Annotated in this window: 24 protein-coding genes; 13 read left to right on the top strand and 11 right to left on the bottom strand. The window is 73.7% G+C overall.

Translation table 11 applies throughout. The features are described from left to right. Window positions 1-4: 4 nt before the first annotated feature. Genes BLA60_RS21820 through BLA60_RS21810 form a run of 3 tightly spaced genes read left to right on the top strand, consistent with a single transcriptional unit; the run spans window position 5 to window position 2534 of the window. The gene (locus BLA60_RS21820) at window positions 5-1183 is read left to right on the top strand and encodes an ArsA family ATPase (RefSeq protein ID WP_075134819.1); all 1179 of its coding nucleotides are present in this window, start codon (window positions 5-7) and stop codon (window positions 1181-1183) included. Further along, window positions 1180-1587: a hypothetical protein gene (locus BLA60_RS21815; protein WP_075134818.1), complete on the top strand. Its 408-nt coding sequence runs from the start codon at window positions 1180-1182 to the stop codon at window positions 1585-1587. The genes BLA60_RS21820 and BLA60_RS21815 overlap by 4 nt, the downstream gene beginning before the upstream one ends. Then, window positions 1584-2534, top strand: a complete 951-nt coding sequence (locus tag BLA60_RS21810) for an ROK family protein (RefSeq protein WP_170108408.1) — start codon at window positions 1584-1586, stop codon at window positions 2532-2534. Before BLA60_RS21815 ends, BLA60_RS21810 begins: the two co-directional genes overlap by 4 nt. A gap of 12 nt (window positions 2535-2546) precedes the next feature. Here the strand turns inward: BLA60_RS21810 and BLA60_RS21805 are convergent, their stop codons facing one another. After that, on the bottom strand, window positions 2547-3086 hold the full coding sequence (locus tag BLA60_RS21805) for a hypothetical protein (RefSeq protein WP_245812086.1): 540 nt from the start codon (window positions 3084-3086) through the stop codon (window positions 2547-2549). A gap of 203 nt (window positions 3087-3289) precedes the next feature. Between BLA60_RS21805 and BLA60_RS21800 the strand changes: the two genes are divergently transcribed. From BLA60_RS21800 to BLA60_RS21785, 4 genes are all read left to right on the top strand, one after another. Continuing rightward, the gene (locus tag BLA60_RS21800) at window positions 3290-4042 is read left to right on the top strand and encodes a lysophospholipid acyltransferase family protein (protein ID WP_075135013.1); all 753 of its coding nucleotides are present in this window, start codon (window positions 3290-3292) and stop codon (window positions 4040-4042) included. Window positions 4043-4063: 21 nt separating this feature from the next. Then, window positions 4064-4567, top strand: coding sequence for a polyadenylate-specific 3'-exoribonuclease AS (locus BLA60_RS21795; RefSeq protein ID WP_075134816.1), 504 nt, complete (start codon window positions 4064-4066; stop codon window positions 4565-4567). 97 nt (window positions 4568-4664) lie between these two features. After that, window positions 4665-5690 (top strand): 6-phosphofructokinase, encoded by a 1026-nt coding sequence (locus tag BLA60_RS21790; RefSeq protein ID WP_075134815.1) that lies wholly within the window; start codon window positions 4665-4667, stop codon window positions 5688-5690. Window positions 5691-5715: 25 nt separating this feature from the next. After that, window positions 5716-7107, top strand: coding sequence for an amidase family protein (locus BLA60_RS21785; protein ID WP_075134814.1), 1392 nt, complete (start codon window positions 5716-5718; stop codon window positions 7105-7107). 1 nt (window position 7108) lies between these two features. Here the strand turns inward: BLA60_RS21785 and BLA60_RS21780 are convergent, their stop codons facing one another. Next, entirely contained in the window at window positions 7109-8494 is a 1386-nt protein-coding gene (locus BLA60_RS21780) for a class II 3-deoxy-7-phosphoheptulonate synthase (RefSeq protein WP_075134813.1), read from the bottom strand. Window positions 8495-8559: 65 nt separating this feature from the next. After that, window positions 8560-10716 (bottom strand): Stk1 family PASTA domain-containing Ser/Thr kinase, encoded by a 2157-nt coding sequence (locus BLA60_RS21775; RefSeq protein WP_075134812.1) that lies wholly within the window; start codon window positions 10714-10716, stop codon window positions 8560-8562. Between the two features lie 149 nt (window positions 10717-10865). Between BLA60_RS21775 and BLA60_RS21770 the strand changes: the two genes are divergently transcribed. Further along, the gene (locus tag BLA60_RS21770; protein ID WP_075135012.1) at window positions 10866-11234 is read left to right on the top strand and encodes an Rv2175c family DNA-binding protein; all 369 of its coding nucleotides are present in this window, start codon (window positions 10866-10868) and stop codon (window positions 11232-11234) included. Here BLA60_RS21770 and BLA60_RS21765 read toward each other — a convergent pair. From BLA60_RS21765 to BLA60_RS21750, 4 genes are all read right to left on the bottom strand, one after another. Further along, on the bottom strand, window positions 11203-12153 hold the full coding sequence (locus BLA60_RS21765) for a phytoene/squalene synthase family protein (RefSeq protein WP_245812085.1): 951 nt from the start codon (window positions 12151-12153) through the stop codon (window positions 11203-11205). The genes BLA60_RS21770 and BLA60_RS21765 overlap by 32 nt on opposite strands. After that, the gene (locus tag BLA60_RS21760; RefSeq protein ID WP_154814508.1) at window positions 12126-13544 is read right to left on the bottom strand and encodes a hypothetical protein; all 1419 of its coding nucleotides are present in this window, start codon (window positions 13542-13544) and stop codon (window positions 12126-12128) included. Before BLA60_RS21760 ends, BLA60_RS21765 begins: the two co-directional genes overlap by 28 nt. Window positions 13545-13610: 66 nt before the next feature. Then, complete coding sequence (crtI, locus tag BLA60_RS21755) at window positions 13611-15134, bottom strand: phytoene desaturase family protein (protein ID WP_075134810.1); 1524 nt, start codon at window positions 15132-15134, stop codon at window positions 13611-13613. 2 nt (window positions 15135-15136) lie between these two features. After that, complete coding sequence (locus BLA60_RS21750) at window positions 15137-16243, bottom strand: polyprenyl synthetase family protein (protein ID WP_075134809.1); 1107 nt, start codon at window positions 16241-16243, stop codon at window positions 15137-15139. A 96-nt stretch (window positions 16244-16339) separates the two neighbouring features. Between BLA60_RS21750 and BLA60_RS21745 the strand changes: the two genes are divergently transcribed. After that, complete coding sequence (locus BLA60_RS21745; protein WP_075134808.1) at window positions 16340-17242, top strand: methylenetetrahydrofolate reductase; 903 nt, start codon at window positions 16340-16342, stop codon at window positions 17240-17242. Here BLA60_RS21745 and BLA60_RS21740 read toward each other — a convergent pair. Continuing rightward, complete coding sequence (locus BLA60_RS21740) at window positions 17239-17901, bottom strand: DUF3153 domain-containing protein (protein ID WP_075134807.1); 663 nt, start codon at window positions 17899-17901, stop codon at window positions 17239-17241. The two genes, BLA60_RS21745 and BLA60_RS21740, sit on opposite strands and share 4 nt — an antisense overlap. A gap of 66 nt (window positions 17902-17967) precedes the next feature. On the opposite strand from BLA60_RS21740, the gene BLA60_RS21735 reads away from it, so the two are divergent. Beyond that, window positions 17968-19620 (top strand): DUF885 domain-containing protein, encoded by a 1653-nt coding sequence (locus tag BLA60_RS21735; protein ID WP_075134806.1) that lies wholly within the window; start codon window positions 17968-17970, stop codon window positions 19618-19620. Window positions 19621-19624: 4 nt separating this feature from the next. Here the strand turns inward: BLA60_RS21735 and BLA60_RS21730 are convergent, their stop codons facing one another. Both BLA60_RS21730 and BLA60_RS21725 read right to left on the bottom strand, forming a co-directional pair. Next, window positions 19625-20200 carry a GNAT family N-acetyltransferase gene (locus BLA60_RS21730; protein ID WP_075134805.1) on the bottom strand — a complete coding sequence of 192 codons (576 nt, stop codon included), beginning with the start codon at window positions 20198-20200 and terminating at the stop codon, window positions 19625-19627. Next, window positions 20197-20718: a YbaK/EbsC family protein gene (locus BLA60_RS21725; protein ID WP_075134804.1), complete on the bottom strand. Its 522-nt coding sequence runs from the start codon at window positions 20716-20718 to the stop codon at window positions 20197-20199. Before BLA60_RS21725 ends, BLA60_RS21730 begins: the two co-directional genes overlap by 4 nt. Before the next feature lie 229 nt (window positions 20719-20947). Here BLA60_RS21725 and BLA60_RS21720 point away from each other — a divergent pair, with 229 nt between their 5' ends. Genes BLA60_RS21720 through BLA60_RS21710 form a run of 3 tightly spaced genes read left to right on the top strand, consistent with a single transcriptional unit; the run spans window position 20948 to window position 22900 of the window. After that, window positions 20948-21370, top strand: coding sequence for an SAV_6107 family HEPN domain-containing protein (locus BLA60_RS21720; RefSeq protein ID WP_075134803.1), 423 nt, complete (start codon window positions 20948-20950; stop codon window positions 21368-21370). After that, complete coding sequence (locus BLA60_RS21715) at window positions 21367-22137, top strand: maleylpyruvate isomerase N-terminal domain-containing protein (RefSeq protein WP_075134802.1); 771 nt, start codon at window positions 21367-21369, stop codon at window positions 22135-22137. Before BLA60_RS21720 ends, BLA60_RS21715 begins: the two co-directional genes overlap by 4 nt. Before the next feature lie 40 nt (window positions 22138-22177). Next, window positions 22178-22900: a VOC family protein gene (locus tag BLA60_RS21710; RefSeq protein WP_075134801.1), complete on the top strand. Its 723-nt coding sequence runs from the start codon at window positions 22178-22180 to the stop codon at window positions 22898-22900. A 1-nt stretch (window position 22901) separates the two neighbouring features. Here the strand turns inward: BLA60_RS21710 and BLA60_RS21705 are convergent. Beyond that, window positions 22902-23617 (bottom strand): Lhr family helicase (locus BLA60_RS21705; RefSeq protein ID WP_425427077.1); only part of this gene is annotated, 716 nt, incomplete at its 5' end.

Here is a 23617-nt window from a genome sequence, read left to right as displayed (position 1 = left end):
CCGGGTGGGGCGTGCGCGGATCCTGCTGTTCACCGGCAAGGGGGGAGTCGGCAAGACCACCCTTGCCGCGGCGACGGCCGCCCGGCTGGCCGTCGAGGGACACAAGGTCCTGGTCTGCTCGGCCGACCCCGCGCACTCCCTCGGCGACGCCTTCGACCGCCCGCTCACCGGCGAACCGTCCGAGGTGGACACCTGTCTGTACGCGGCGCACGTCGACGCGCGCGGCCTGGTCGACCGGTCCTGGCAGGAGATCCGCCGCCAGCTGCGGGTCGCACTGGCCGGCGCCGGGATCGACGAGTTGGACGCCGCCGAGCTGACCGTGCTGCCCGGCGTCGACGAGCTGGTGGCGCTCTCGGAGGTCGCCCGCCTGGCCCGCGCCGGCCCCTGGGAGGTCGTGGTCGTCGACTGCGGCCCGACCGCCGAGACCCTGCGGCTGCTGGCCCTGCCGGAGGCCGTCGCCGGCTACGTCGAGCGGCTGCGCGGCCCGGCCCGGCTGGCGTCGCGGTCGACGGCCGCCGCGGCGATCCGGCTCGCCGAGCACCTCGACGGGCTGCGTGAGCTGCTGGTGGACCCCGAGGTGACCAGCGTGCGGGTGGTGCTCACGCCCGAGCGGCTGGTGGTCGCCGAGACCCGCCGCACGCTCGCCGCGCTGGCCCTGCGCGGCATCCAGGTCGACGGCCTGATCGCCAACCGGCTGGTGCCCCGGGCGAGCCGGTGGCGCGGGCCGGCGGCGAGCTGGCTGCGCACCCGGCGGGCCGAGCAGGACCGCGTGCTCGCCGAGCTGGGCACCTCGACGACCCTGCCGGTGCACCTGGTCGAGCACCGGCCGGTCGAACCGGTCGGCACCGGCCCGCTGCTGGAGCTGGCCGGCGAGCTGTACGGCGAGGCCGACCCGCTGGCGGTGCCGTTCACCGGCGGACCGGCGCGTCCGCTGCTGACCATCCGCACGGTCTCCGAGTCCGTGCACGAGCTGGGGATCGCGCTGCCGCTGACCGACACCAGCGCGCTGGAACTGGCCAGGGTCGGCGACGAGTTGGCGGTCACCGTCGACGGGGTGCGCCGGCTGGTGTCGCTGCCGGTGATGCTGCGCCGGCACACCGTCGTCGACGCCACCGCCGACGGCGACGGGCTGGTCCTGCGGTTCGAGGCCGACCCGGCCGACACGTCAGGAGGGCTGGCGTGACCGACCGCGCCGAGGCGGGTACCCGCCTGGTGGAGGAGCTGACGCTGCTGCTGGACGCCGTCGCCGACCGGGCCGGCCCGTGGCTGGACCGGGCCGCGGCCTCCGGTGCGGACTGCGGCTGGTGCCCGGTGTGCGCGGTGGTCGCCCTGGTCAGGGGCGAGCCCAACCAGCTGGCCGCCCGGGGTCTGGACCACGCCGCCGACCTGGTGGCGCTGCTGCGCGCCGTCCTGGCCGACCGCTGGGACCCCGACGACGAGCCCCACATGCCCGGCTTCACCCCGGCCGAGCCGAGACCCCAGGGCGACCGGCCCAGGGTCCAGCGGATTCCCGTGCGGCGGGCCACCCCGGGGGCGGGAGTTCCGGAGCGGCCAGCGCAGGAACGGGAGCGACCAGGAGCACCGTGAGGGTTGAGACGACCATCGGGGTCGATATCGGTGGGACCAGTGTGCGTGCCGGGGTGGTCGACCGGTACGGGACCGTGCTGGACACGGCCCGGGCGCCGACGCCGACCGGGGAGGCGGCGCTGGAGGAGGCGATCGCCACGGCCGTGGGGACGCTGGCGGCGCGGCACCGGGTGAGCGCCGTCGGGCTGGCCGTGGCCGGGTTCGTGGCGACCGACCGGCGCTCGGTGATGTTCGCCCCGCATCTGGCGTGGCGGGAGACGCCGGTGGCCGACCGGATCTCCGAGCGGCTGGGGCTGCCCGTGGTCCTGGAGCACGACGCCAACGCCGCCGTGTTCGCCGAGCACCGCTTCGGGGCCGCGCGCGGCGCCGGGGTCGCCCTGCTGGTGGCCATCGGCACCGGCATCGGCGGCGGTCTGCTGCTGGACGGGAAGGTCTTCCGGGGCGCCTACGGCGTGGCCCCCGAGCTGGGGCACCTGTCGCTGGTGCCGGGCGGGCGGCCCTGCCCGTGCGGCAAGAACGGCTGCTGGGAGCGTTACTGCAGCGGCACCGCCCTGGCGACCACGGCCGTGGAGCTGCTCGCCCGCCACCCCGGCCGCTCGACCGTGCTGGACCGGGAGGTCGCCGGGGACAAGCGGGCGGTCACCGGGCGCAAGGTCGCCGCCGCCGCCAAGGACGGTGACCCGCTGGCCCAGCTGGCGATGGGTGAGCTGGCGACCTGGCTCGGTGAGGGCCTGGCGCTGGCCGCCGACATCTACGACCCGGAGATCGTGGTGATCGCCGGCGGGGTGTCGGAGTCGGCGACGCTGTTCCTCGACGACGCCCGCGAGCACTACAAGAAGCGGATCACCGGCGCCGGCTACCGGCCGCTGGCGCGCATCCGCACCGCCCAGCTCGGCGACGACGCCGCCCTGGTCGGGGCGGCGACCCTGGCCGCCGACCAGCGGTGACCGGAGGATCGCTCAGAGTTGGGCGCCGTCGTCGCGTTCGCCCTCGTCGAAGTGGCGTGGCGTCTTGCGTACCCGCAGCATCAGCAGCACACCGCCGCCGGTGAGCGCGATCAGCGCGATCGGCGTGCCGACCCTGGCCGACAGGCCGATCACCCCCGGCACGAACAGCAGCACGATCGCCACCGCGATCAGCACCAGCGCGATGATCGTCATCGGGCGCAGCCGGGGCAGCGGCGGCGGCTCCGGCGGGACGTAGTGCTCCTCGTCGGTGCCCCAGGACCAGTCGAACTCGGTGTCCGAGCCGCGCCAGGCGGTCGGCGGCGGGCCCGCCGGCCTCGGTGTCTCCTCGGTCGGCTGGTCGGTTGCCTGGTCGCCGGCACGGTGACCAGGCCCGTCGGCGGTGCGCTCGCCCGGCGGGTCGTCGGCCAGGGCCGTGCCGCCGGTGCCGGGCTCCGGGTCGTCCGGGTCCGGCATCCGGCCGACACCCTCGCGTTCGAGCCCAGCCACGATCTCCGCGAACGCGGCGTCGACATCCTCGGGCCGGTCGGCCACCTGGGCCTCCTTGGTCAGGCACGTGCAGGTGATGTGGCCATCGTCGCACGAACTGGAACGGGTGTGCCCCGATCCACCCCCGCTTGTTTACTGTTACATGTTCCGACAATCGGGTGGCAGAGCATTGTGTCCTCCGCAACCCCTTCGTACGCTCGTCGGACGACCAGGAGACACAGGAGGCACGGGTAGCGGTGTACTGGTGGATGAAGCACGTGTTTATCGGACCACTGCTGCGGCTGTTCTTCCGGCCCGAGGTCGAGGGCGAGGAGAACGTTCCCGCCACCGGCGGTGCGATGCTCGCCAGCAACCACCTCGCGGTCGCCGACTCGTTCTTCCTGCCTCTGATGCTCCGGCGTCGGGTCACGTTCCCGGCCAAACTGGAGTACTTCACCCAGCCGGGGATCAAGGGGCGGCTCAAGAAGTGGTTCTTCACCGGGATGGGGCAGATCCCCATCGACCGATCGGGTGGCGCCGCCGCCCAGGCCGCGTTGGACACCGGTATCCGCCTGTTGCGTGAGGGTCACCTGCTCGGCATCTACCCCGAGGGCACCCGCTCGCCCGACGGCCGTCTCTACAAGGGCAAGACGGGCCTGGCGCGCATGGTGCTCGAATCGGGCGTCAAGGTCATTCCGGTCGCCATGTTCGACACCGACAAGGCCAACCCCATCGGCTCGAGGATGTGGCGCCCGCACAAGATCAGGATCCGGATCGGCGAGCCGCTGGACTTCTCCCGCTACGAGGGCCTGTCCGGCGACCGGTTCGTCGAGCGGTCGATCACCGACGAGATCATGTACGCGCTGATGGAGCTCTCCGGCCAGGAGTACGTCGACATGTACGCCGCCAAGGCCAAGGAACTCCAGACCGCCGAGCAGGACGGCCGGCCGGCGGAACTGCCGACCCAGCAGCGGCGCGCGGCCCGCGAGGCCGACCGCATCCCCGAGACCGAGGCCGGCTGAGCCCGGGCCTAAGTTCTTCCGGTGCGGTTCTTCTATGACACGGAGTTCATCGAGGACGGAACGACCATCGACCTGGTGTCGATCGGTGTCGTCGACGAACAGGGACGCGAGTTCTACGCCGTGTCCACCGAGTTCGACCCGGCCAGAGCCGGGCAGTGGGTGCGCGACAACGTCCTGGACAAGCTGCCCTCGCCGGCCGACCCGGCGTGGTGCGACCGGCGGACCATGCGCGAGCGGCTGCTGAAGTTCCTCAACCGGGGTCGTGACCGGGTCGAGCTGTGGGCCTGGTTCGCCGCCTACGACCACGTCGCGCTCGCCCAGCTGTGGGGCGACATGCCGGCCCTGCCGCGCGAGCTGCCCCGGTTCACCAGGGAGCTGCGCCAGCGGTGGGAGGACGTGGGCAAACCGGTGCTGCCCACCCCGCCCAAGGACGCGCACGACGCACTGGCCGACGCCCGGCACAACCTCGCCCGGTGGAAGGTGATCGAGGCGGAGTGGGTTCGCCGGGGGTTCGCCGGCCGTTAGGCGGACCTGGTTGCTGCACCGATCCAGTTGGTGAAAGGCTACGCGCTGAGAACGCGGGTACGCCTTCTGCTCAACCAGCCGGATGGAGGATCAGCACATGCGCGTCGGCTTGCTCACCGGTGGTGGTGACTGTCCAGGACTCAACGCGGTCATCAGGGCCGTTGTCCGAAAGGGGATCGAGGCCCACGGTTGGGAGACCGTCGGGTTCCGCAACGGGTGGCTCGGGCCGATCGAGGGCCTGGTCAAGCCGATCGGGCTCAACGACGTCGAGGACATCCTGACCAGGGGCGGCACGATCCTCGGCTCGTCGCGCACCAACCCGTACCGGGTCGAGGGCGGGGTCGACCGGATCAGGGCCACGCTCGCCGAACACGGCGTCGACGCCCTGGTCGCCATCGGCGGCGAGGACACCCTCGGGGTCGCCAAGCGGCTCACCGACGACGGCATCGGCGTGGTCGGCGTGCCGAAGACCATCGACAACGACCTCGGCGCCACCGACTACACCTTCGGCTTCGACACCGCCGTGCACATCGCCACCGAGGCCATCGACCGCCTGCGGACCACCGCCGAGTCCCACCACCGGGCGCTGGTCGTGGAGGTCATGGGCCGCCACGCCGGCTGGATCGCGCTGCACTCCGGCCTGGCCGGCGGCGCGAACGTGATCCTGGTGCCGGAGCGCGAGTTCTCCGTCGACCAGGTCGTCGAGTGGGTGAAGCGGCGCTTCGAGCGCGAGTACGCGCCGATCATCGTGGTCGCCGAGGGTGCGTTGCCCGAGGGTGGCAAGGAGCGGCTGCTCACCGGTGAGAAGGACGCCTTCGGGCACGTGCGGCTCGGCGGCATCGGCACGTGGCTGGCCGAGGAGATCGCCGAGCGCACCGGCAAGGAGTCCCGCGCGGTCGTGCTCGGCCACGTGCAGCGCGGCGGCACCCCCACCGCCTACGACCGCGTGCTCGCCACCCGGTTCGGCCTGCACGCCGTGGACGCCGTCCAGGACGGCGACTTCGGGGTGATGGTGGCGCTGCGCGGCACCGACATCGTGCGGGTCAAGCTCGCCGAGGCCACCGCCGAACTCAAGACCGTCCCCCTGGAGCGCTACGCCGAGGCCGAGGTCTTCTTCGGGTGAGCGAGCCCCGCTAGGGTTTGGCGCCATGGATTCCGACGAGCTGCTGTGGGCCGGTGCCGACGCGCAGGCGCAGGCGTTGCGTGACGGCACGGTCTCGGCGCCCGCGCTGCTGGAGGCCGTCCTGCGCCGCGCGGGAGAGGTGAACCCGCGGCTCAACCTGTTCCGCGAGCTGTACCCGGACACCGCGCGGGACGCGGCCGAGCGGGCCCAGGCCCGGCTCGACGCGGGGGAGCGCACGCCGCTGCTCGGCGTGCCGGTCGCGGTCAAGGACGACACCGACATCGCCGGTGAGGTGTCCGCGCGGGGCGGGCGGGCCCAGTTCCCGCCGGCCGAGGCGGACTCCCCGGCCGTCGCCAAGCTGCGCGCGGCCGGGGCGGTGATCGTCGGGCACACCCAGATGCCCGACCGGGGGCTGTGGCCGTTCACCGAGACCCTCGCCCACGGCGCCACCCGCAACCCGTGGAACCCCGACCACACCACCGGCGGCTCCTCCGGCGGGTCGGCCGGCGCGGTCGCCGCCGGGATCGTGGGCCTGGCCACCGGCACCGACGGCGGCGGCTCGATCCGCATCCCGGCGAACTTCTGCGGCATCTTCGGGCTCAAGACCACCCGGGGCCTGGTCGACATGGGCCCCGACCCCGGCAACGGGCACTGGCACGGCCTGTCGGTCCTCGGCCCGCTTGGCCGGCGGGTGGCCGACGCGGCCGCCATGCTCGACGTCGTCGCCGACGAGGACCACGCCGGCGGCTTCTACCGCGACGCCGCCCGCACCGACCCGGAGCCGCTGCGGATCGCGCTGTCCTGGTACGCGCCGCTGGGCCGGCGGCCCGGTGTCGAGCCGCTGCGCCGGCAGGCCGTGCTGGAGACCGCGCAGCGGCTGCGGGCGCTGGGCCACGAGGTCACCGAGGCCGACCCGCCGCTTGGCCTGAGCCCGAGCCCCCAGTTCCTGACCCGTTTCCTGCGTGGCGTCTCCGACGACGTCGCCACCCTGCCGCACCCGGAGTGGCTGGAGCCGCGCACCCGGCGGGCCGCCGCGATGGGCCGGCGCATCCCCGACGGTGTGCTCGCCAGGACCCTGGCCGCCGAGGCGACCCTGGACGCGAAGCTGCGGGAGTTCTTCGGCTCCTACGACGTGCTGCTGGCCCCCGGCTGGACCGCGCGGCAGCCCGGCATCGGCCGCTGGCACGGTGCCGGCGCGGTGCACACCCTCGGCGCGCTGACCAACCCGATCGCCTACTACCCGCTGTGGAACGTCGTGGGCTACCCGGCCGCCGCCGTCCCGGTGAGCCGCGACGAGCGCAACCTGCCGGTCGGCGTGCAGCTGGTCGGGCCGGCACGCAGCGAGCATCGGCTGCTGTCGCTGGCCGGTCAGCTCGAACGGGCGCACCCGTGGACGGCCGACCGGCCGGCGGTGTGACTCAGTTGCGGAGCATCTCCGCGACCAGGAACGCCAGCTCCAGGCTCTGCTGGGTGTTCAACCGAGGGTCGCAGGCGGTCTCGTAGCGGCTGTTGAGGTCGGCGTCGGAGATGTCCTGGGCGCCGCCGAGGCACTCGGTGACGTCCTCGCCGGTCAGCTCGACGTGGATGCCGCCGGGGTGGGTGCCGATCCGCCGGTGCACCTCGAAGAAGCCCTGCACCTCGTCGACGATCCGGTCGAAGTGGCGGGTCTTGTAGCCGGTCGACGACTCGTGGGTGTTGCCGTGCATCGGGTCGCACTGCCAGATGACCTGGTGGCCGGAGGCGGTGACCTTCTCCACGATCGGCGGCAGCGCGTCGCGGACCTTGCCGTTGCCCATGCGGCTGATCAGCGTCAGCCGGCCCGGGGTGTTGTGCGGGTCGAGCCGCTCGACGTACTCGACGGCCATCTCCGGGGTGGTCGTCGGCCCGATCTTCACGCCGATCGGGTTCGACAGCAGCTCGGCGAACGCGATGTGCGCGCCGTCGAGCTGGCGGGTGCGCTCCCCGATCCACAGGAAGTGCGCCGACAGGTCGTAGAGGCGCGGGTCGTTGCGGGTGTCCAGCCGCAGCAGCGCCCGCTCGTAGTCGAGCAGCAGCGCCTCGTGGCTGGCGAAGATCTCGGTGGTGTGCAGCGAGTAGTCCTCGACGCCGCAGGCCGACATGAACCGCAGGCCACGGTCGATCTCGGTGGCCAGCGCCTCGTAGCGCTCACCGGCCGCCGAGTTGCGCACGAAGTCCTTGTTCCACTCGTGCACCTTGGTCAGGTCGGCCATGCCGGCGGCGGTCAGCGCGCGCATCAGGTTCATCGCGGCGCCGGCGTTGGCGTAGGCGCGGATCATCCGGCCCGGGTCGGGCACCCTGGCCTCGGGGGTGGGCACCAGCGAGTTGATGATGTCGCCCCGGTAGACCGGCAGGCCGAGCGCGTCGGTCTTGTTGGAGCGCGGCTTGGCGTACTGCCCGGCGATCCGCCCGACCTTCACCACCGGCAGGCTCGCCCCGTAGGTCAGCACGATGGCCATCTGCAACAGGGTGCGGATGTTGCCCCGGATGTGCGGCTCGGTGTTGTCCACGAACGTCTCGGCGCAGTCGCCGCCCTGGAGCAGGAACGCCTCGCCGCGCGCGACCTCGGCGAGCTTGCCGCTCAGCCGGTCGATCTCGGTGGGCACGGTGATCGGCGGGACGCTCTCCAGCACGGTGCGTACCTGCCGCACCTGGTCGGCGTCCGGCCACTCCGGCTGCTGCGCGGCGCCGCGCGAGAGCGCCTCGTCCAGCCGCGCCCGCATCTCCTGCGGCAGCGGAGGCAGTTCGGGAAGGGTGTCCACCGGGACGTCCACGGTCCAGTTCACGCGCCTAGGGTATCGGGGCCGCCGCCCGCCTCACGTACCTGGTCAACGGCTGGTTACGGGCCCCGTCAGATCGTCGTGATGACGATGATCACCGAGCCGGGCGGGACGTTGCTCGACGCCGCCGGGTTCTGGCCGAGGACGCGGTTGCGTCCGCCGATCTCCTGGACCTGGAGCTGCAGGCCAAGGCCCGCGACGATGCTGGTGGCCTCGTCGGCGGACTTGCCGCCCAGGTCCGGGACGGTGATCGAGTTCGACGCCACCACCCCGACCTTCTGGCCGACCTCCAGCACCGTCCCGGCCGCCGGGTCGGTGCCGATCACGTAGCCGCCGGGGACCGCGGCGTCGTACTGCGGCTCCAGGTCGACCGGCTCGAAACCGAGGGCCTGAAGCTCGGCGAACGCCTCGTCGTGGGACTTGCCGCGCAGGTCGGGAACCGGCCGGGGCTCCGGGCCCTTGCTGACCACGATCTCCACCCGCTCGTTGAGGTTCATCGGGGTGCCGCCGGCCGGGTCGAGGCGGATGACCCGGCCCTTGTCCACCGAGTCGTGGTACTCGTTGATGCCGTCGTCGGTCGCCGGGTTGAGGTGGGCGGCGCGCACGGCGTCCTGCGCCTCGGCCAGGGTCGCGCCCTCCCGCACGTCGGGCACCTTCGGGCGGCCGGAGGACACGATCAGCCGCACCGGCTCGCCGCGCAGCACGTCGTTGCCGCTGGCCGGCTCGGTGCGCAGGGCCACCCCGGCCTCGACCGTGTTGTCCGGGACCCGTTCCACCTCGGCCCTCAGGTCGCTGTCGGCCAGCTTCTCCTGCGCCGTGACCAGGTCCAGCCCGGTCACCTCCGGCACGGTGCTCCACCGGCCGTCGACGAACCACCACGTCCCGGTCGACACCAGCGCCACCACCAGCACCGACACCAGGCTCCACAGCACGATCCGGCCGCGCCGGTTCACCGGCGGGCGGGGCGGCGGCGGCATCATCATCGGCCCCGACAGGTGCGGTGGGGGCAGCTGCGGGGGCGGGGTGCCCAGGCTCGGCGGGCCGAGCTCCTGGGCGGAGAGCTGGTCGAGGTCGGCGCGCAGCATCGCGCGGGTGCCCTGCGGCCCGGCGGCCTGGAAACCGGCCGGGATCTGGCGCACGATCGTCGCGTTGGCGGCCGGCAGCGCCGGCACCGGGGTCGCCGGCCTGGTCGCGTCGGCGATCTCCAGCACGCCGCCGTCGGAGGTGGCGTCCGAGGTCATCGCGTCGGAGCTGGGAGGCGGGGTCCACGACCGGGCCCGCTCCACCTCCACCGGGCTGACCGGGACCGTGCGGTCGGCCAGCGTCGGCTCGGGAACCGGGACACCGACCCGGGGAATGCCCAGGTGGGCGCGCAGGGCCTGGAGCTCGGCGAGGAACGCGGCGCCGTCGGCCGGGCGGGCCGCCGGGTCGCGCCGGGTGGCCCGCACCACCAGCTCGTCCAGCGCCGGCGGCAGGCCGGGGACGGTCAGCGCGGGCGCCGGCACGTCGTCGTTCACGTGCCGGTAGGCGATCGACAGCGGGTTGTCGCCGGTGTAGGGCGTGACGCCGGTGAGCATCTCGTAGAGCAGGATGCCGGCCGAGTACACGTCGCCGCGCGAGGTGGCGTTGCCGGTGGTGACCTGCTCGGGCGAGAGGTAGGCGACCGTGCCGAGGATGATGCTGGAACTGGTCGTCCCCGCGCTGGCCACCGCCCTGACCAGGCCGAAGTCGCCGACCTTGACCGTGGTGCCGTGCTCGCCCTCGTGGCCGATCAGCACGTTCTCCGGCTTGACGTCGCGGTGCACCAGCCCGGCCCGGTGCGCGGCGGCCAGCGCCGAGACCACCGGCTCGACGATCGCGAACGCCAGCGGCAGGTCGATGGCCCCGCCGCGCGCGGTGAGCAGGTCACGCAGCGTGCCGCCGTCGACCAGCTCCATCACCAGGTAGACCAGGTCGCCGCCGGGGTGGTGGTCGACGCCCTGGTCGTGCACGGCGACGACGTTGGGGTGGTGGATCTTGGCCGCCGACCGGGCCTCCCGCTCGAAGCGGTCGACGAAGGTCTGGTCGTCGGCGAACCGGGCGTCCATGACCTTGATCGCGACCCGGCGGTCGAGTCTGGTGTCCAGCCCCCGGTACACCGACGACATCCCGCCACGGGCCAGCAGCGCGTCCACCCGGTATCGCTGCTCGAGCAGCGCGCCGATCAGCCCGAGTCCCCTTTCGTCCACGACCGTGATGGTAATGACGCGGCCGTGCGGTCGTGGCGAAGCCGCCCATTCCGTAACCGGCCGGCCGACAACTCCGCGCGCGGGCCGTGGGCGAAGCCGCGCGGAAAACGTCGCGGCACGCCGTCGCGCGGTGTGGCATCGTGGACGGTGTGAGTGCGACACCTTCCTCAGACGACGTACTCGATCCGCAGGTTGAGGTGCTGACGCTGCCCGACGTGGCGCAGCGGCTCGACCTGCCGGTCACCAAGGTCAGGCAGGCGTTGCGTGACGGTCACCTCGTCGCGGTCCGCCGCGACGGCGTACTGCGCGTCCCGGCCGCCTTCCTCACCGAGGACGGCGCGATCGTCAAGGGCCTTCCCGGCACCATCACCGTGCTGGCCGACGCCGGCTTCACGCAGGAGGAGATGGTCCGCTGGCTGTTCACCGCGGACGACACCCTCCCCGGCCGGCCGATCGACGCCCTGCGCGCGACCGGCGGACGTGAGGTCAAGCGCCGCGCGCAGGCGCTCGCGTTGTGACCGGTGCGCGGCTGGCGTAGGCGCTGACCAGACCGGGCAGCGCGATCCCCAGCCGCCGGTGGGTCGGCACGACGACCCGACGGCTCAGGACGGCGTAGTCGTTGTCGACGATCTCGTCCAGGATCCGCCGGTAGAGCGTGTACGCCACCCGGACGCACGGCCGGGACTCCTTGCGCAGCAAGGCGATCCCCGGTTCGGCACGCCGGTAGACCGCGTGCGTGTAGGACACCAGGTGCGCCAGCGCGCGCCGCAGCGCCGGGTCGTGCCGACCGGTGCGGTGCGCCCACTCCAGGCGCGCCCGGTCCACGCCGAACGCGGCCAGCTCCTGGGCCGGCAGGTACACCCGCCCCCGGTCGAGGTCCTCGCCGACGTCACGCAGGAAGTTCGTCAGCTGGAACGCCTCGCCCAGCGCGGCGGCGGCCGGCGCGGCCCGCTCGGCCGGCCCGACGGTGCCCAGCACCGGCAGCAGCTGCAACCCGATCACGCCGGCCGAGCCGTACATGTACCCGGCCAGGTCGGCCAGCGAGGGGTAGTCGGTGACCGTCAGGTCCATCCGCATGGACGCCAGGAACTCGGTGAACAGGGCCGGGTCGATGCGGTGGCGCTCGACGGTGTCGGCCAGCGCCAGCAAGACCGGGTGGCCGGCCGGGCCGCCGGCCAGCGCCTGGTCGAGCGCCTGTTCCAGGGCGGTGAGCGCGCCGGCCGGGTCGGGCACACCGGCGGCGTCGACGATCTCGTCGGCCAGCCGGGCGAAGCCGTACAGCGCGTGCACGGCCGGGCGGCGGTCGGCCGGCAACAGCCGGGTGGCGAGGAAGTAGGTGCGGCCGTGGCGGGCGTTGATCCGGCGGCACTCGCGGTAGGCGGCGGCGAGCGCGGTGGCCGGCGGCCCGGCTAACCGGCGGGTGTGCAGCTGACCCACTGGCCCACCGGGCACGCGTCGTTCTCCGACCGGAACGTGTTGACCAGGGCGGTGACCAGCGCCTGCGCCGACGCGGCGCCGTCGGTGGTGGTCACCAGCGACGCCGAGCACGCCGACGTGGTCGCCACCAGGCAGCCGCGCAGCTGGGCGGCGGTGTGGTCACGCCAGTACCGGGTCGGCACCACGCCGTACTTCCACGGCGTGGTGCCGTGGTTGATCACGTAGACCGCCTGGGTGCCCTCGGTGTTGTCGGTGTCGGTGTCGGCCGGGGTGGCGCTCGCCGAGAGCGTCAGCTCGCCCAGGTCCGGCGGCTCGGCCAGCACCAGCGCCGTCCACTGCGCGCCGTAGGGATGGGTGCCCGGCACGTCGTTGGCGCGCTGGTAGAAGCTCACCCACTGCGGCGAGGTGAGCTTGCAGCTGACCGACGAGCCCTTGCCTGGCGCGACCGGCTTGGTCTTCGACTCGCAGCTGCCCAGCGGCTGGTCGTCGCCGGTCCAGGTGGCCCGCAGGTGCACCCGCACCGCCGACTTGCCGGTGTTGCGGATGTCCACGACCAGCGTGCAGCTGCTCGCGCCACACGAGTCGAAGCGGTGTTTGCCCTGGTCGATGCCGGTCAGCGCGTCAACGGCGGTGGTCAGCTCGGTGGACGCCCGCTTGGCGAGGTTCTGGTAGTGGGTCAGCGCCTGCGCGGACACGTCCACCACGTCCAGCACGGCGTCGCGCACGGCGGTGTTGCCGGAGCCGCCGATCTGGTCGAGCGCGAAGCGCAGCGGCCCGTGCGGCGCGTCGACCGCCAGGTGGACCGTGCCGCCCTCGACGGTCACCACGTAGGCGGGGACCCCGGCGACGGTCTCCTTCGGGTTGCGCTCCAGCGGGGTGGCGCTGTCGGACTCGACGACCTGGCCGGCGGCCTGGCTGACCAGGTCGGGGGTGAAGACCTGGGTGAACTCGATGCCGATGAGCGAGGTCGGCAGCTTGACCCAGCGCCCGGCCAGCGCGCCGCCGCCACCGCTGCCGTCGGCGACCCCGAACCGGGCGGCCATGCCGTTCCAGAACGCGGCGTCGCCCTTGAGGTAGAGGTTGGTGCCCAGCGCGGTGATCGTCGCCGGCAGGCTGTTGACCGAGATCGAGCCGAACACCTCACCGGTGGGCAGCGCGTGCACGTCCACGGTGACCGGGGCGCCGTCGCCGGCGTTGAGGTTGCCGGTGTAGTGCACCGCCCCGGACTCGGCGAAGTTCACCAGCGACTGCGCGGTGGCCTCGGCGGTGGTCAGCGGTCCGATGTCGACGGCCGTCGGGGTGCCGGCCACCCCGCTCGTGCACCCGGCGACCAGCAGGACCACCCCGGCCACCAGACCCACGAGCCTGGACCGGCCTGGTCGTGATCGCATGGTGCCTCCCCATCGGGCTCCACCGTGGCGGCTGTCGGCGCCACACTCGCCAGGGAGTATCCCAGTTCAGTGAACCGGCGTGAGCGCAACCGGCCTGACGGTCCGCTGACGGACCGGTGGACCGGTGACCCTGGCCGCGGCCAGCCGCCCCGAGACCAGCACCGGCGGCACGCCGACCCCCGGGGTGGTGCCGCAGCCGGCGAGCACCACGTTGTCGACCCCGCTGACCAGGTTGCGCGGCCGGAACGGACCGGTCTGGCGGAAGGTGTGCGCCAGCGAGAACGGGGTGCCGGCGGCGAGCCCGGCGGCCTCCCAGTCGGCCGGCGTGACCAGGTGCTGGATCTCCACCGCGTCGTCGAACCCGGTCAACCCGCGCTCGTCCAGGACTCTGCCCAGCTCGGCCCGGTAGGCGGGGCCGACCCTGGCCCAGTCGATCCGGCCGACCTCGGTGTTCGGGCACGGCGCGAGCACCGACACCAGCTGGCGGCCGGCCGGCGCCAGCGACGGGTCGGTCGCCGTCGGCCGGGTCACCAGCAGCGACGGGTCGCTCATCAGCTGGCCGCGAGCCAGGATCTCGTCGAAGGTGCGCCGCCAGGCGCGGCCGAAGAACACCGTGTGGTGGTCCAGCGCCGGCCAGGTGCGGGTCAGGCCGGCGTGCAGCACGACCGCCGAAGGCGACCAGCGCGGCCGCACCGGGCGTCGCGGCGCGCCGCCGAGCAGGCGGTAGCTGACCGGCAGGTCGGGGGTGAGCACGACGGCGTCGCAGGGGATCCGCTCGCCGCTGCTGGTGCGCACCGCGCTGATCCGCCGGCCGGTGCGTTCCAGCCAGGCCGCGCCGGTGCCGTAGTGGATGGCCGCGCCGGCGCCGGTCGCCGCGTCGGCCATGGCCCGCGCGACCGCGCCGACCCCGCCGCGCGGGAACCACACCCCGGCGACGGTGTCCATGTAGGCGATCACGCCGTAGGCGGCCAGCGCCTTGGCCGGGGCGAGGCCGGCGTAGAGGGACTGGAAGGAGAACACCCGGCGCAGCCGCTCGTCACGCAGGAACCGGCCGACGGTCGGGCCGAGCCGACCGAACCCGCCGATCGCGGCCAGCCTGGCCAGCTGCGGGGAGACGATGCCCCACGGCGAGTCGAAGTTCGCGCCGATGAACGTGTCGCGCTGCAACCGGTACAGCTCGGTCAGCCAGTCACGCAGCCTCAGGTAGCCGGCGGCCTCACGCGGGCCGGCGAAGGCACGCACCTCCTGGGCCATGGCCTCGGCGTCCGACCGCACCGCCAGGCTGGTGCCGTCGGCGAAGTGCGCGCGGTAGGCGGGGTCCAGGCGGGTCAGGTGGACCCGGTCGGCCAGCGAGGTGCCGACCGCGGCGAACGCCTCGTCGATCAGCTCGGGCATGGTCAGCACGGAGGCGCCGGTGTCGATGCGGTAGCCGCCCCACCGCTCGGTGGCCGCGCGCCCGCCGGGTCCGGCCGCCCGCTCCACGACGGTGACCTCCCGGCCGGCGCCCAGCAGGTGCAGCGCCGCCGACAGCCCGGCCAGCCCCGCCCCGACGACCACGACCCGGTCGGTGGGCCCGGTGACGGTCCGCACGTTCAGCGGTCCCGTCGGGTCGCCGTCACGGCCAGCTCGGCGAGCCTGGTCACGCCCGGCTCGGCCAGCCCGGCGGTGTCGAGGGCGGCCAGCGCGGAGCTGGTCAGCCGCTCGATCCGCCGCTCCAGCTCGGCCACCGCGCCGACCTCGACCATCAGCTCACGCACCTGCTCGATGGTCCGCGGCGTCAGGTCGGGGTCGCCGAGGGCGCCGCGCAGCAGCTGCGCGTCGGCGTGCCGGCCGTCGCGCTCGGCGTAGGCCAGGCCGATGGCCACCAGCAGCGTCCGCTTGCCCTCGCGCAGGTCGTCGCCGGCCGGCTTGCCGGTCACCTCGGTGTCGCCGTAGACACCGAGTACGTCGTCGCGCAGCTGGAAGGCCACGCCCAGGTCGGTGCCGAAGGCCCGCACGGCGTCCACGACGCCCTGGTCGGCCCCGGCGAGCGCGACGCCGAGGTGCAGCGGCCGCTCGACGGTGTAGGCGGCGGTCTTGAGCCGGGCCACGCCCAGCGCCCGCTCCTGCGACTCGTCACCCTCGGCCTGGGCCAGCACGTCCAGGTACTGCCCGGCGAACATCTCCGCGCGCATCGCCTGCCACGGCTCGCGGGCCGCCGCGCGCATCGCCGGCTCCAGCGCGGCGCTCTCGAACAGGTCGTCGGCCCAGGCCAGCGCCAGGTCGCCGAGCAGGATCGCGGCGGCCGCGCCGAACCGCTCCGGCTCGCCCAGCCAGCCGCCGGCCCGGTGCGCCTCGGTGAACCGCACGTGCACCGTCGGGTGGCCCCGGCGCAGTTCGGAGGCGTCCATGATGTCGTCGTGGACCAGCGCGCACGCCTGGATCAGCTCCAGGGCGCTGACCGTGCGCAGCACGGTCCGCGCCAGCGGGCCGTCGGCGTCGCCGCCGGCCGCCCGCCACCCCCACCAGGCGAACGTCGGGCGCAGCCGCTTGCCGCCGCGCAGGGCGAAGTCGGTGAGGTGATCGACGGCCCTGGCGAACGTGGCGGCCAGTTCTGGCAGTTCGGAGCGCCGCTCGGACAGGTAGGCGGCCAGCACGTCCTCGACGTGGAGGTGCACCGCGGCGTCGATGGACTGGTCGGTGGTCGGCACGGCGACCATGGTGCGGGGTCGTCCCCACCGGCATACCAGCGGGGGTCCACTGGGCCTCGGTCGGGATCCTGGTCACACCTCACGTGACCTCACTACCCTGGGTTCATGACTTCGGTGGTGGAGCGGATCCCGGGTGACCGACCGGTGTTCTCCGTCGAGTTCATGCCCCCACGCGACGACGCGGACGAGCGGCGACTGTGGAACGCCATCCGCTCGCTGGAGGGTCTGGACCCGGCCTTCGTCTCGGTGACCTACGGCGCCGGCGGTTCCAACCGGGACCGCACGATCCGCACGACCGGCCGTGTGGTCAAGGAGACGACGCTGGTCTCGATGGCCCATCTGACCGCCGTCGACCACTCGGTCGCCGAACTGCGCAACGTGATCGGCTGGTACGCCTCGCTGGGTATTCGCAACGTGCTGGCGCTGCGCGGCGACCCGCCGGGCGACGTGATGGGCGAGTGGGTCAGGCACCCGGAGGGCTTGGAGTACGCCGAGGACCTGGTGCGCCTGGTGCGTGAGCTGGGGGACTTCTGCGTCGGCGTCTCGGCCTTCCCCTACGGCCACCCGCGCTCGGCGGACCTGGACACCGACACCGAGTACCTGGTGCGCAAGCTGGCCGCCGGCGCCGACTTCGCGATCGCCCAGCTGTTCTTCGAGGCCGAGGACTTCCTGCGGATGCGGGACCGGGTCGCCGCGCGCGGTTGTGACGCGCTGCTGCTGCCCGGTGTGATGCCGCTGACCACGCCGAAGATCCTGTCCAAGACGGTGGAGCTGTCCGGTGCGCCGGTGCCGGCCTCGATCGCCGACCGGCTGGAGCCGCTGGCCGACGACCCGGCCGCGTTCCGCGCCATGGGCATGGACGTGACCGCCGAGGTGTCCGAGCGGCTGCTCGCCGAGGGCGTGCCCGGCCTGCACTTCTACACGTTCAACCGGGCGAAGGCGACCAAGGAGATGGTCGACCGGCTCGGCCTGGTGCCCAGCGCCCCGCCGGCCAGCGCCGTCGGCTAACGCCTGGCGGCGGCGGCCTGGAGACGTTCGGCGCGCAGCGTGCGGCGGTGGGTGAACAGCGCCAGCAGCACCACGAGCAGGGCGACGACCACCGCGCCGCCGCCGACGGCCGCGACCCACTGGGCCCAGCTCAGGCCCTCCTCGCCGCTGTACTGGGTGGTGGCGCTGAACTCGGTGACCGCGCCCGGCTTGGGCGTCCAGGTGATCGTGCCGTCGGTGTTGTCGCCGTTGGTGCGGGAGACCCCGCCCGGCAGGGCGATCTTGACCTGCACGTCGGCGCGGTCGGCCGGCACCCGGGTGAGGTCGATCGAGCCGGCCAGCGACACCAGCCCGCCGGAGCGGCGGAAGGACATCCGGTACTGCTTGGCGGTGGAGATGGTCTCGGTCAGCAGGCTGAAGTCGGCGAAGCGCAGGTTGTCGAAGGTGACCTTCTGGCCGACGTAGCCGTCGGCGGAGTAGGGCTCGGTGCTCACCCGATCGGTCAGCTCCGGCCGGATCGTCAGCTCCGGTCCCTTGTCCTCCGGGCCGGACGGCAGGGCCGCGACCACGATCTCACCGCTGATCAGGTCGTCCTGGGAGACGGCCAGAGCGGCGTGCAGTCGCAGGCAGCCGGTGAGTGACACGGTCAGGACCCCGAACAGGACAACGAGCCCGATCACTCGACGGAGACGGTGTCGACCGGCGTTGTGCACCGGGACATCCTGCCAGGGGGTAGCGTCCGAACCATGCACACCCCGGTACACCGCGCCTGCGACTCCTATGTGGACAGTTATCTGCGGCTGGAGCCGCTGGACGCCACCGCGCTGGGCGTCACCGACTACGACGACCAGTTGCCCGACCTGTCCGAGTCGGGGCGGGCGGCGCGCACCGCGCTGATGGCCGGTGCCCTGCGCGAGGTGTCCGCGCTGGAGCCGGCCGACGACGGGGAACGCGTCGCGAAGTCGGTGTTCACCGAGCGGCTCGGGGTGGAGATCGAGGTGTACGAGGCCGGTCTGCTGACCGGCGACCTGAACGTGATCGCCAGCCCCGCGCAGGAGATCCGGCAGACCTTCGACCTGATGCCGACCGACTCCGACGAGGCCTGGCACACCATCGCCCGCCGGCTCGCGGCGCTGCCGGCCGCGATGGCCAGCTACCGCGACGGCCTGCGGCACGCCGCGGCCAGCGGCAGGGTCGCCGCCGCCCGCCAGGTCAGGATCGTCGCCGAGCAGTGCTCGACCTGGATCGGCCTCGGCGCGCAGCCGTCGTTCTTCACCTCGTTCGTCGAGGACGGCCCGGAGTCGCTGCGCGGTGAGCTGGCGGCCGGCGCGGAGGCAGCCAACCAGGCCTACGGCGACCTCGCGGTGTTCCTCACCGAGGAACTGCTGGCCAAGGCGCCGGCCGAGGACGCCGTCGGCGAGGAGGTCTACGGCCTGTTCTCGCGGCGCTACCTCGGCGCGCGGGTCGACCTGCGGGAGTCCTACGAGTGGGGCTGGGCGGAGTTCCTGCGGATCGAGGCCGAGATGAAGGAGGTGGCGCACCGGATCCGGCACGGCGCGTCGATCCCCGAGGCCGCGCACGTGCTGGACGGCGACCCGCGCTACCGGGTCGCCGGCCGCGCCGCGTTCCGCGAGTGGATGCAGGAGCTGTCCGACGGGGCGCTGGCCGACCTGCGCGGCACGCACTTCGAGATCCCGGACCCGATCATGCGCCTGGACTGCCGGATCGCGCCGCCCGGCGGCGGCACCGGCGCCTACTACACCCAGCCGTCGGAGGACTTCGGCCGGCCGGGAGCGATGTGGTGGTCGCTGCCGCCGGACAAGGACGAGTTCTCCACCTGGCGCGAGGTCAGCACCGTCTACCACGAGGGCGTGCCCGGCCACCACCTGCAGATCGCGACCGCGCAGTACAGCGCCGACCGGCTCAACCGGTTCCAGCGGATGCTGGCCTGGGTGCCCGCCTACGGCGAGGGCTGGGCGCTGTACGCGGAGCGGCTGATGCGCGAGTACGGCTACCTGTCCGACGACGGCAACCTGCTCGGCATGCTCAACGAGAACCTCTACCGCGCGGCGCGGGTGATCATCGACATCGGCATGCACCTCAAGCTGGAGATCCCGCGCGGCACCGGCTTCCACGAGGGCGAGCGCTGGACCCCCGAGCTGGGCCTGGAGTTCATGCTGACCCGCACCATCACCGAGCACGCCCTGGTCCGCGACGAGATCGACCGCTACCTCGGCTGGCCGGGCCAGGCCCCCGCCTACAAGCTGGGCGAGCGGCTGTGGCTCTCGGCGCGGGACGAGGCCAGGGCCCGCCCCGGCTTCGACCTCAAGGACTTCCACATGCGCGCGCTGCGGATGGGCCCGATGGGCCTGGACACGCTGCGCGAGCACCTCGCCTGAGGCGTCACCGCTCCTCGTCGAGGGGCAGGGTGCGCCCGAGGACGCCGAAGGGCCGGGGGTCGCCGGTGAACCGGTAGTCGCGCAGGACGTCGGCGAAGCCGAGGCGGTGGTAGAGGCGCCAGGCGCGCGAGGGGCCCTCCGGGGTGGACAGCAGCACCTTGCCGGCCGGCACCCTGGCCAGCAGGCGGCGCAGCAGCGCCTCGCCGACGCCCCGGCCCTGGGCGGTGGGCCGCACGTGGACCTCGGTCAGCTCGAAGTAGTCGTCCAGCCAGTGGTTGGCCGCCTCGACGCCGGTGCGTTCGACGACGCCCCGGCGCACCTGCTCGTGCCACCACTGGCCGGCCGCGCCCCGGTACCCGTAGGCGATGCCGATCATGGTGTCGTTCTGGTCGAGGGCGGCCACACAGCGCCAGCCGACGCGCAGCATGTGGGCCAGCCACATCGGCGCGCGCTGCTCGGCGGTGCCCGCCGGATAGCGCATGGCGGTGACGTAGAGCGACAACGCCTCGGGTAGCCGGGCCCGCAAGTCGTCCTGGCTGAGGTCGACGAAGCGTTCGACCCGAGGTGGCACCGCCGTCACGACACGCGATTCTCCTCCTTGCCCGCGACGTCCGCCGGCACGCCCCCCGTCAGCGCCACCAGGTCGGCGTACGTGGTGGGAAACACCGCCTTCGGGTGACCGGCCGCGGCCCACACGACCTCGTGGCGTTCCAGGTCACGGTCGACCAGGGTGCGGATCGGGCGCGGGTGGCCGACCGGGGCGACCCCGCCGATGGCCTGTCCGGTGTGCTCGCGCACGAACGCCGGGTCGGCGCGGCCGACCGTGCTCGCCCCGGCCAGCTCGGCCAGCAGCGCGGTGTCGGCGCGGTGCGCGCCGGAGGTCAACGCCAGCAGCGGGAACTCCCGGTCACCGTCGGTAGCGCGGAACACGAGGCTGTTGGCGATCGCCCCGACCGGCACCCCGACCGCCTCCGCCGCGGTCGCCGCGGTGCGCACGTCGTCGTCGAGGACACGGATGCCGTCGGCGGCGGCGATGAGTCCCGCCTCGCGCAGGGTGGCGGAGATCGTGCTGATGGCGGGGTGGTCCAGAGAGGTCATGGGCACATGACAGCACAGATGTGGGCCGGGTCGCCGCCGAAAATCCCGGTAAATCCCCGCCGAGGTTGAGTCCGGGAGGACCCGGAGCTAAGCTCGAACTGGCTCGAACATACGTTCGACCAATGCTCGGTGGTGGGGCGGGGGAAGCGCCTCGCCACCGAGCGCCGCCGGCTTCCCCACGGCAGGTCGTCACGCTCGGTGACGCCATTGGACCGCGAGGAGGAGTCAGGTGACCACAACGCTGGACCATCGGGATCACCCCCAGGACCCCCTGTCGACCGTGCCGGAGCCCGCGCTGACCCTGCTCTCCCAGGCCCAACGGGGCCTCGCCGACGCCGAGGTCGACCGCGACGCCGCCCAGCGCTTCGCCACGTCCTACCTGGCCGCCCTGCGTGCCGCCGCCGCCCTGCTCGCCCTGCGCGGCCGCCCGCACCGGGCCAACGCGCGGCCGATGAGCGTGTGGACCCTGCTCGCCTCGGTCGCCCCGGAGATGCGGGAGTGGGCCGCGTTCTTCGCGTCCTGCTCGGCCACCCGCGCCTCCGTGCAGGCCGGCATCACCCGCGCGGTCACCGACCGCTCCGCCGACGACCTGGTGCGCCAGGCCGGACAGTTCGTCGAGCTGGTCGAGCGCGCCGTCCACGGTTCACGATGACCGCACGGGCGCTGGCCGACTACGGCCGCCTGCTCGAGGTGCTCGACGCGGAGGGGGAGCTGCTGGCGTCCTCGGCACGCGGCGCCGACCCGGGGCTGGCGGTGCCGAACGCGCCGGGGATGACACTGGGCGGCACGGTCCGCCACGTCGGCAGCGTGTACCGGATGGTCGTGGCGTGGCTGCACGCCGGCGGACGCCGGCCGACCCGCTGGCAGCGGGCCCCCGAGGACGGCGAGTCGCTGGAGGACTACCTGCGTACCGGCCACCGCGCGGTCCTCACGGAGCTGGCGGCGCACGACCCGGAGGAGGGCTGTACCACCTGGTGGCCGCTGCACCAGACCTACGGGTTCTGGTACCGCCGGCTCGCCCACGAGAGCACCGTGCACCGCATCGACGTGCAGCAGGCGGCGGCCGGCATGACCGTCGGCGGCATCGGCGCCGACGTGGCACTGGACGGGGTCGACGAGGCGCTGACGCTGTGGTTCACCCACCGCCTCGGCGTGCTCGGCGTGACGAACTCGTGGCACGGCCAGGTCGCCGTGCTCGCCGGGCGGCGGCGCTGGATCGCGAGCATGACCGCGACCGGCACCTCGGCGTGGCGGGCCGGCGAGGACGAGATCGACGGCGTCGACGCCAGCGTGACCACCGACCCGACCGGGATGTACCTGTGGCTGTGGGGCCGGCGCCCGATCCGCACGGTCACCCCGGCCGGTGACCGGGCCGGCATCGCGCAGCTGTGGCACCTGCTGCGCCTGGCCACCCACTGAGTCGCTCGGAACTGTCGGGGTCGTCGGTTAGCGTTGGATCATGTCCACGCGACTGATCAATGTGGTCGTCGACTCCGGCGATCCGCGCGCGATCGCCGGCTTCTGGCACGAACTGCTCGGCTGGCCGATGGACCAGCAGCCCACCGGCGAGGTCGACGTGGTGCCCCCGCCGGAGGACGGCTGCGGATGGGACCTGGTGTTCGTGCCGGTCCCGGAGGCCAGGACGGTCAAGAACCGCCTGCACCTAGACCTGGCCAGCGGCTCGGCCGACGAACAGATGGCCACCCTCGACCGGGCGCTGTCCCTCGGCGCGACCCGGGTCGACATCGGCCAGGGCAACGTGCCGTGGTTCGTGCTGGCCGACCCGGAGGGCAACGAGTTCTGCGTGCTGGACTCCCGCCCCGAGTACCACCGCGCCGGCGCGGTCGCCGCGGTCGTCGTCGACACCGCCGACCCGCCGGCCCTGGCCGAGTTCTGGTCGGCGGCCACCGGCTGGCCGGTGGTGCGCACCGACGGCGCGCTGACCTCGCTGCGCGCCCCGGACGGCCGTGGCCCGTGGCTGGAGTTCCTGCGCGGCACCGACCCGCGCGTGGGCAAGAACCGTGTCCACCTCGACGTCGCGCCGACCCCCGGTGGTTCGATCGCCGCCGAGGTCGAGCGCTTCACGGCCCTGGGCGCGACCCCGGCCGAACCGGGACCCCACCCCTGGCGCACCCTCACCGACCCGGAGGGCAACGAGTTCTGCGTGCTCACCCCCCGCTGACTCAGGCGCGCAGACGCAGGCCCTTCGGGGTGGCGCGGAAGCCGGCGTCGCGCAGGATGGCGGCGAGGTTCGACGTCAGCGCGGTCTCGCCGTCGGCGCGCTGGACGGCGAGCTGACCGAGCCAGCCCTCGCGGACCGCCAGGGACAGCGCCTCGGCGGCCAGCCGCAACGTCGGCTCGTCGTCGGTGAACGACAGCAGCGACCGGCCGCCGCGTTCGACGTAGAGCGTGGCCCGGCCGTCGACCAGCACGGCCAGGGCACCGGCCTTGCGTCCCGGGCGGTGCTTCCCGTCGCCCACCGGGGCCGGCCAGTCCAGCGCGGCGCCGTAGGGCTGGGCCGGGTCGGCCGCCGCCAGCACCCTGGCGACGATCTCCTCGCCCGGCGCGACCCCGTCGGTCCGCGACAGCGCGCGCAGCCGGTCGACCGCGCCCCTGGCCGCGAACTGGGCGGCCCCCAGCCCCTCCACCACGTACCCGCGCACGATCTGGCCGGACTCCTCCATCGCCCGCAGCACCTTGTACACCCCGCTGAACCCGCCGCTGACCCGCTCGGTGTCCAACGCGCCCCTGGTCAGCACGCCGTGGCGCTCCAGGAACGACTCGGCGCGGGCGTGCGCGCGGCGCGTCGGATCCGTCTCGCGGGCGGTGACCAGCGACCAGCGGCCGGCGGCCGTCGGCGGGCCGGAGCGGCTGGGCATCGCCGGCCGCGCGCCGCGCA

The sequence above is a fragment of the Actinophytocola xinjiangensis genome, assembly GCF_001921215.1.
Taxonomy (GTDB): domain Bacteria; phylum Actinomycetota; class Actinomycetes; order Mycobacteriales; family Pseudonocardiaceae; genus Actinophytocola; species Actinophytocola xinjiangensis.
Note: the sequence above shows the minus strand (reverse complement) of the source record. Positions and strands in the feature narration are given on the sequence as shown.

Bases quoted from the DNA above. Each gene is read 5' to 3' on its own strand.
- BLA60_RS21800 (WP_075135013.1), top strand. From the start codon at position 3,290: ATGAAGCACGTGTTTATCGGACCACTGCTGCGGCTGTTCTTCCGGCCC.
- BLA60_RS21790 (WP_075134815.1), top strand. From the start codon at position 4,665: ATGCGCGTCGGCTTGCTCACCGGTGGTGGTGACTGTCCAGGACTCAAC.
- BLA60_RS21785 (WP_075134814.1), top strand. From the start codon at position 5,716: ATGGATTCCGACGAGCTGCTGTGGGCCGGTGCCGACGCGCAGGCGCAG.
- BLA60_RS21760 (WP_154814508.1), bottom strand. From the start codon at position 13,544: ATGCGATCACGACCAGGCCGGTCCAGGCTCGTGGGTCTGGTGGCCGGG.
- BLA60_RS21750 (WP_075134809.1), bottom strand. From the start codon at position 16,243: ATGGTCGCCGTGCCGACCACCGACCAGTCCATCGACGCCGCGGTGCAC.
- BLA60_RS21745 (WP_075134808.1), top strand. From the start codon at position 16,340: ATGACTTCGGTGGTGGAGCGGATCCCGGGTGACCGACCGGTGTTCTCC.
- BLA60_RS21735 (WP_075134806.1), top strand. From the start codon at position 17,968: ATGCACACCCCGGTACACCGCGCCTGCGACTCCTATGTGGACAGTTAT.
- BLA60_RS21725 (WP_075134804.1), bottom strand. From the start codon at position 20,718: ATGACCTCTCTGGACCACCCCGCCATCAGCACGATCTCCGCCACCCTG.
- BLA60_RS21715 (WP_075134802.1), top strand. From the start codon at position 21,367: ATGACCGCACGGGCGCTGGCCGACTACGGCCGCCTGCTCGAGGTGCTC.
- BLA60_RS21710 (WP_075134801.1), top strand. From the start codon at position 22,178: ATGTCCACGCGACTGATCAATGTGGTCGTCGACTCCGGCGATCCGCGC.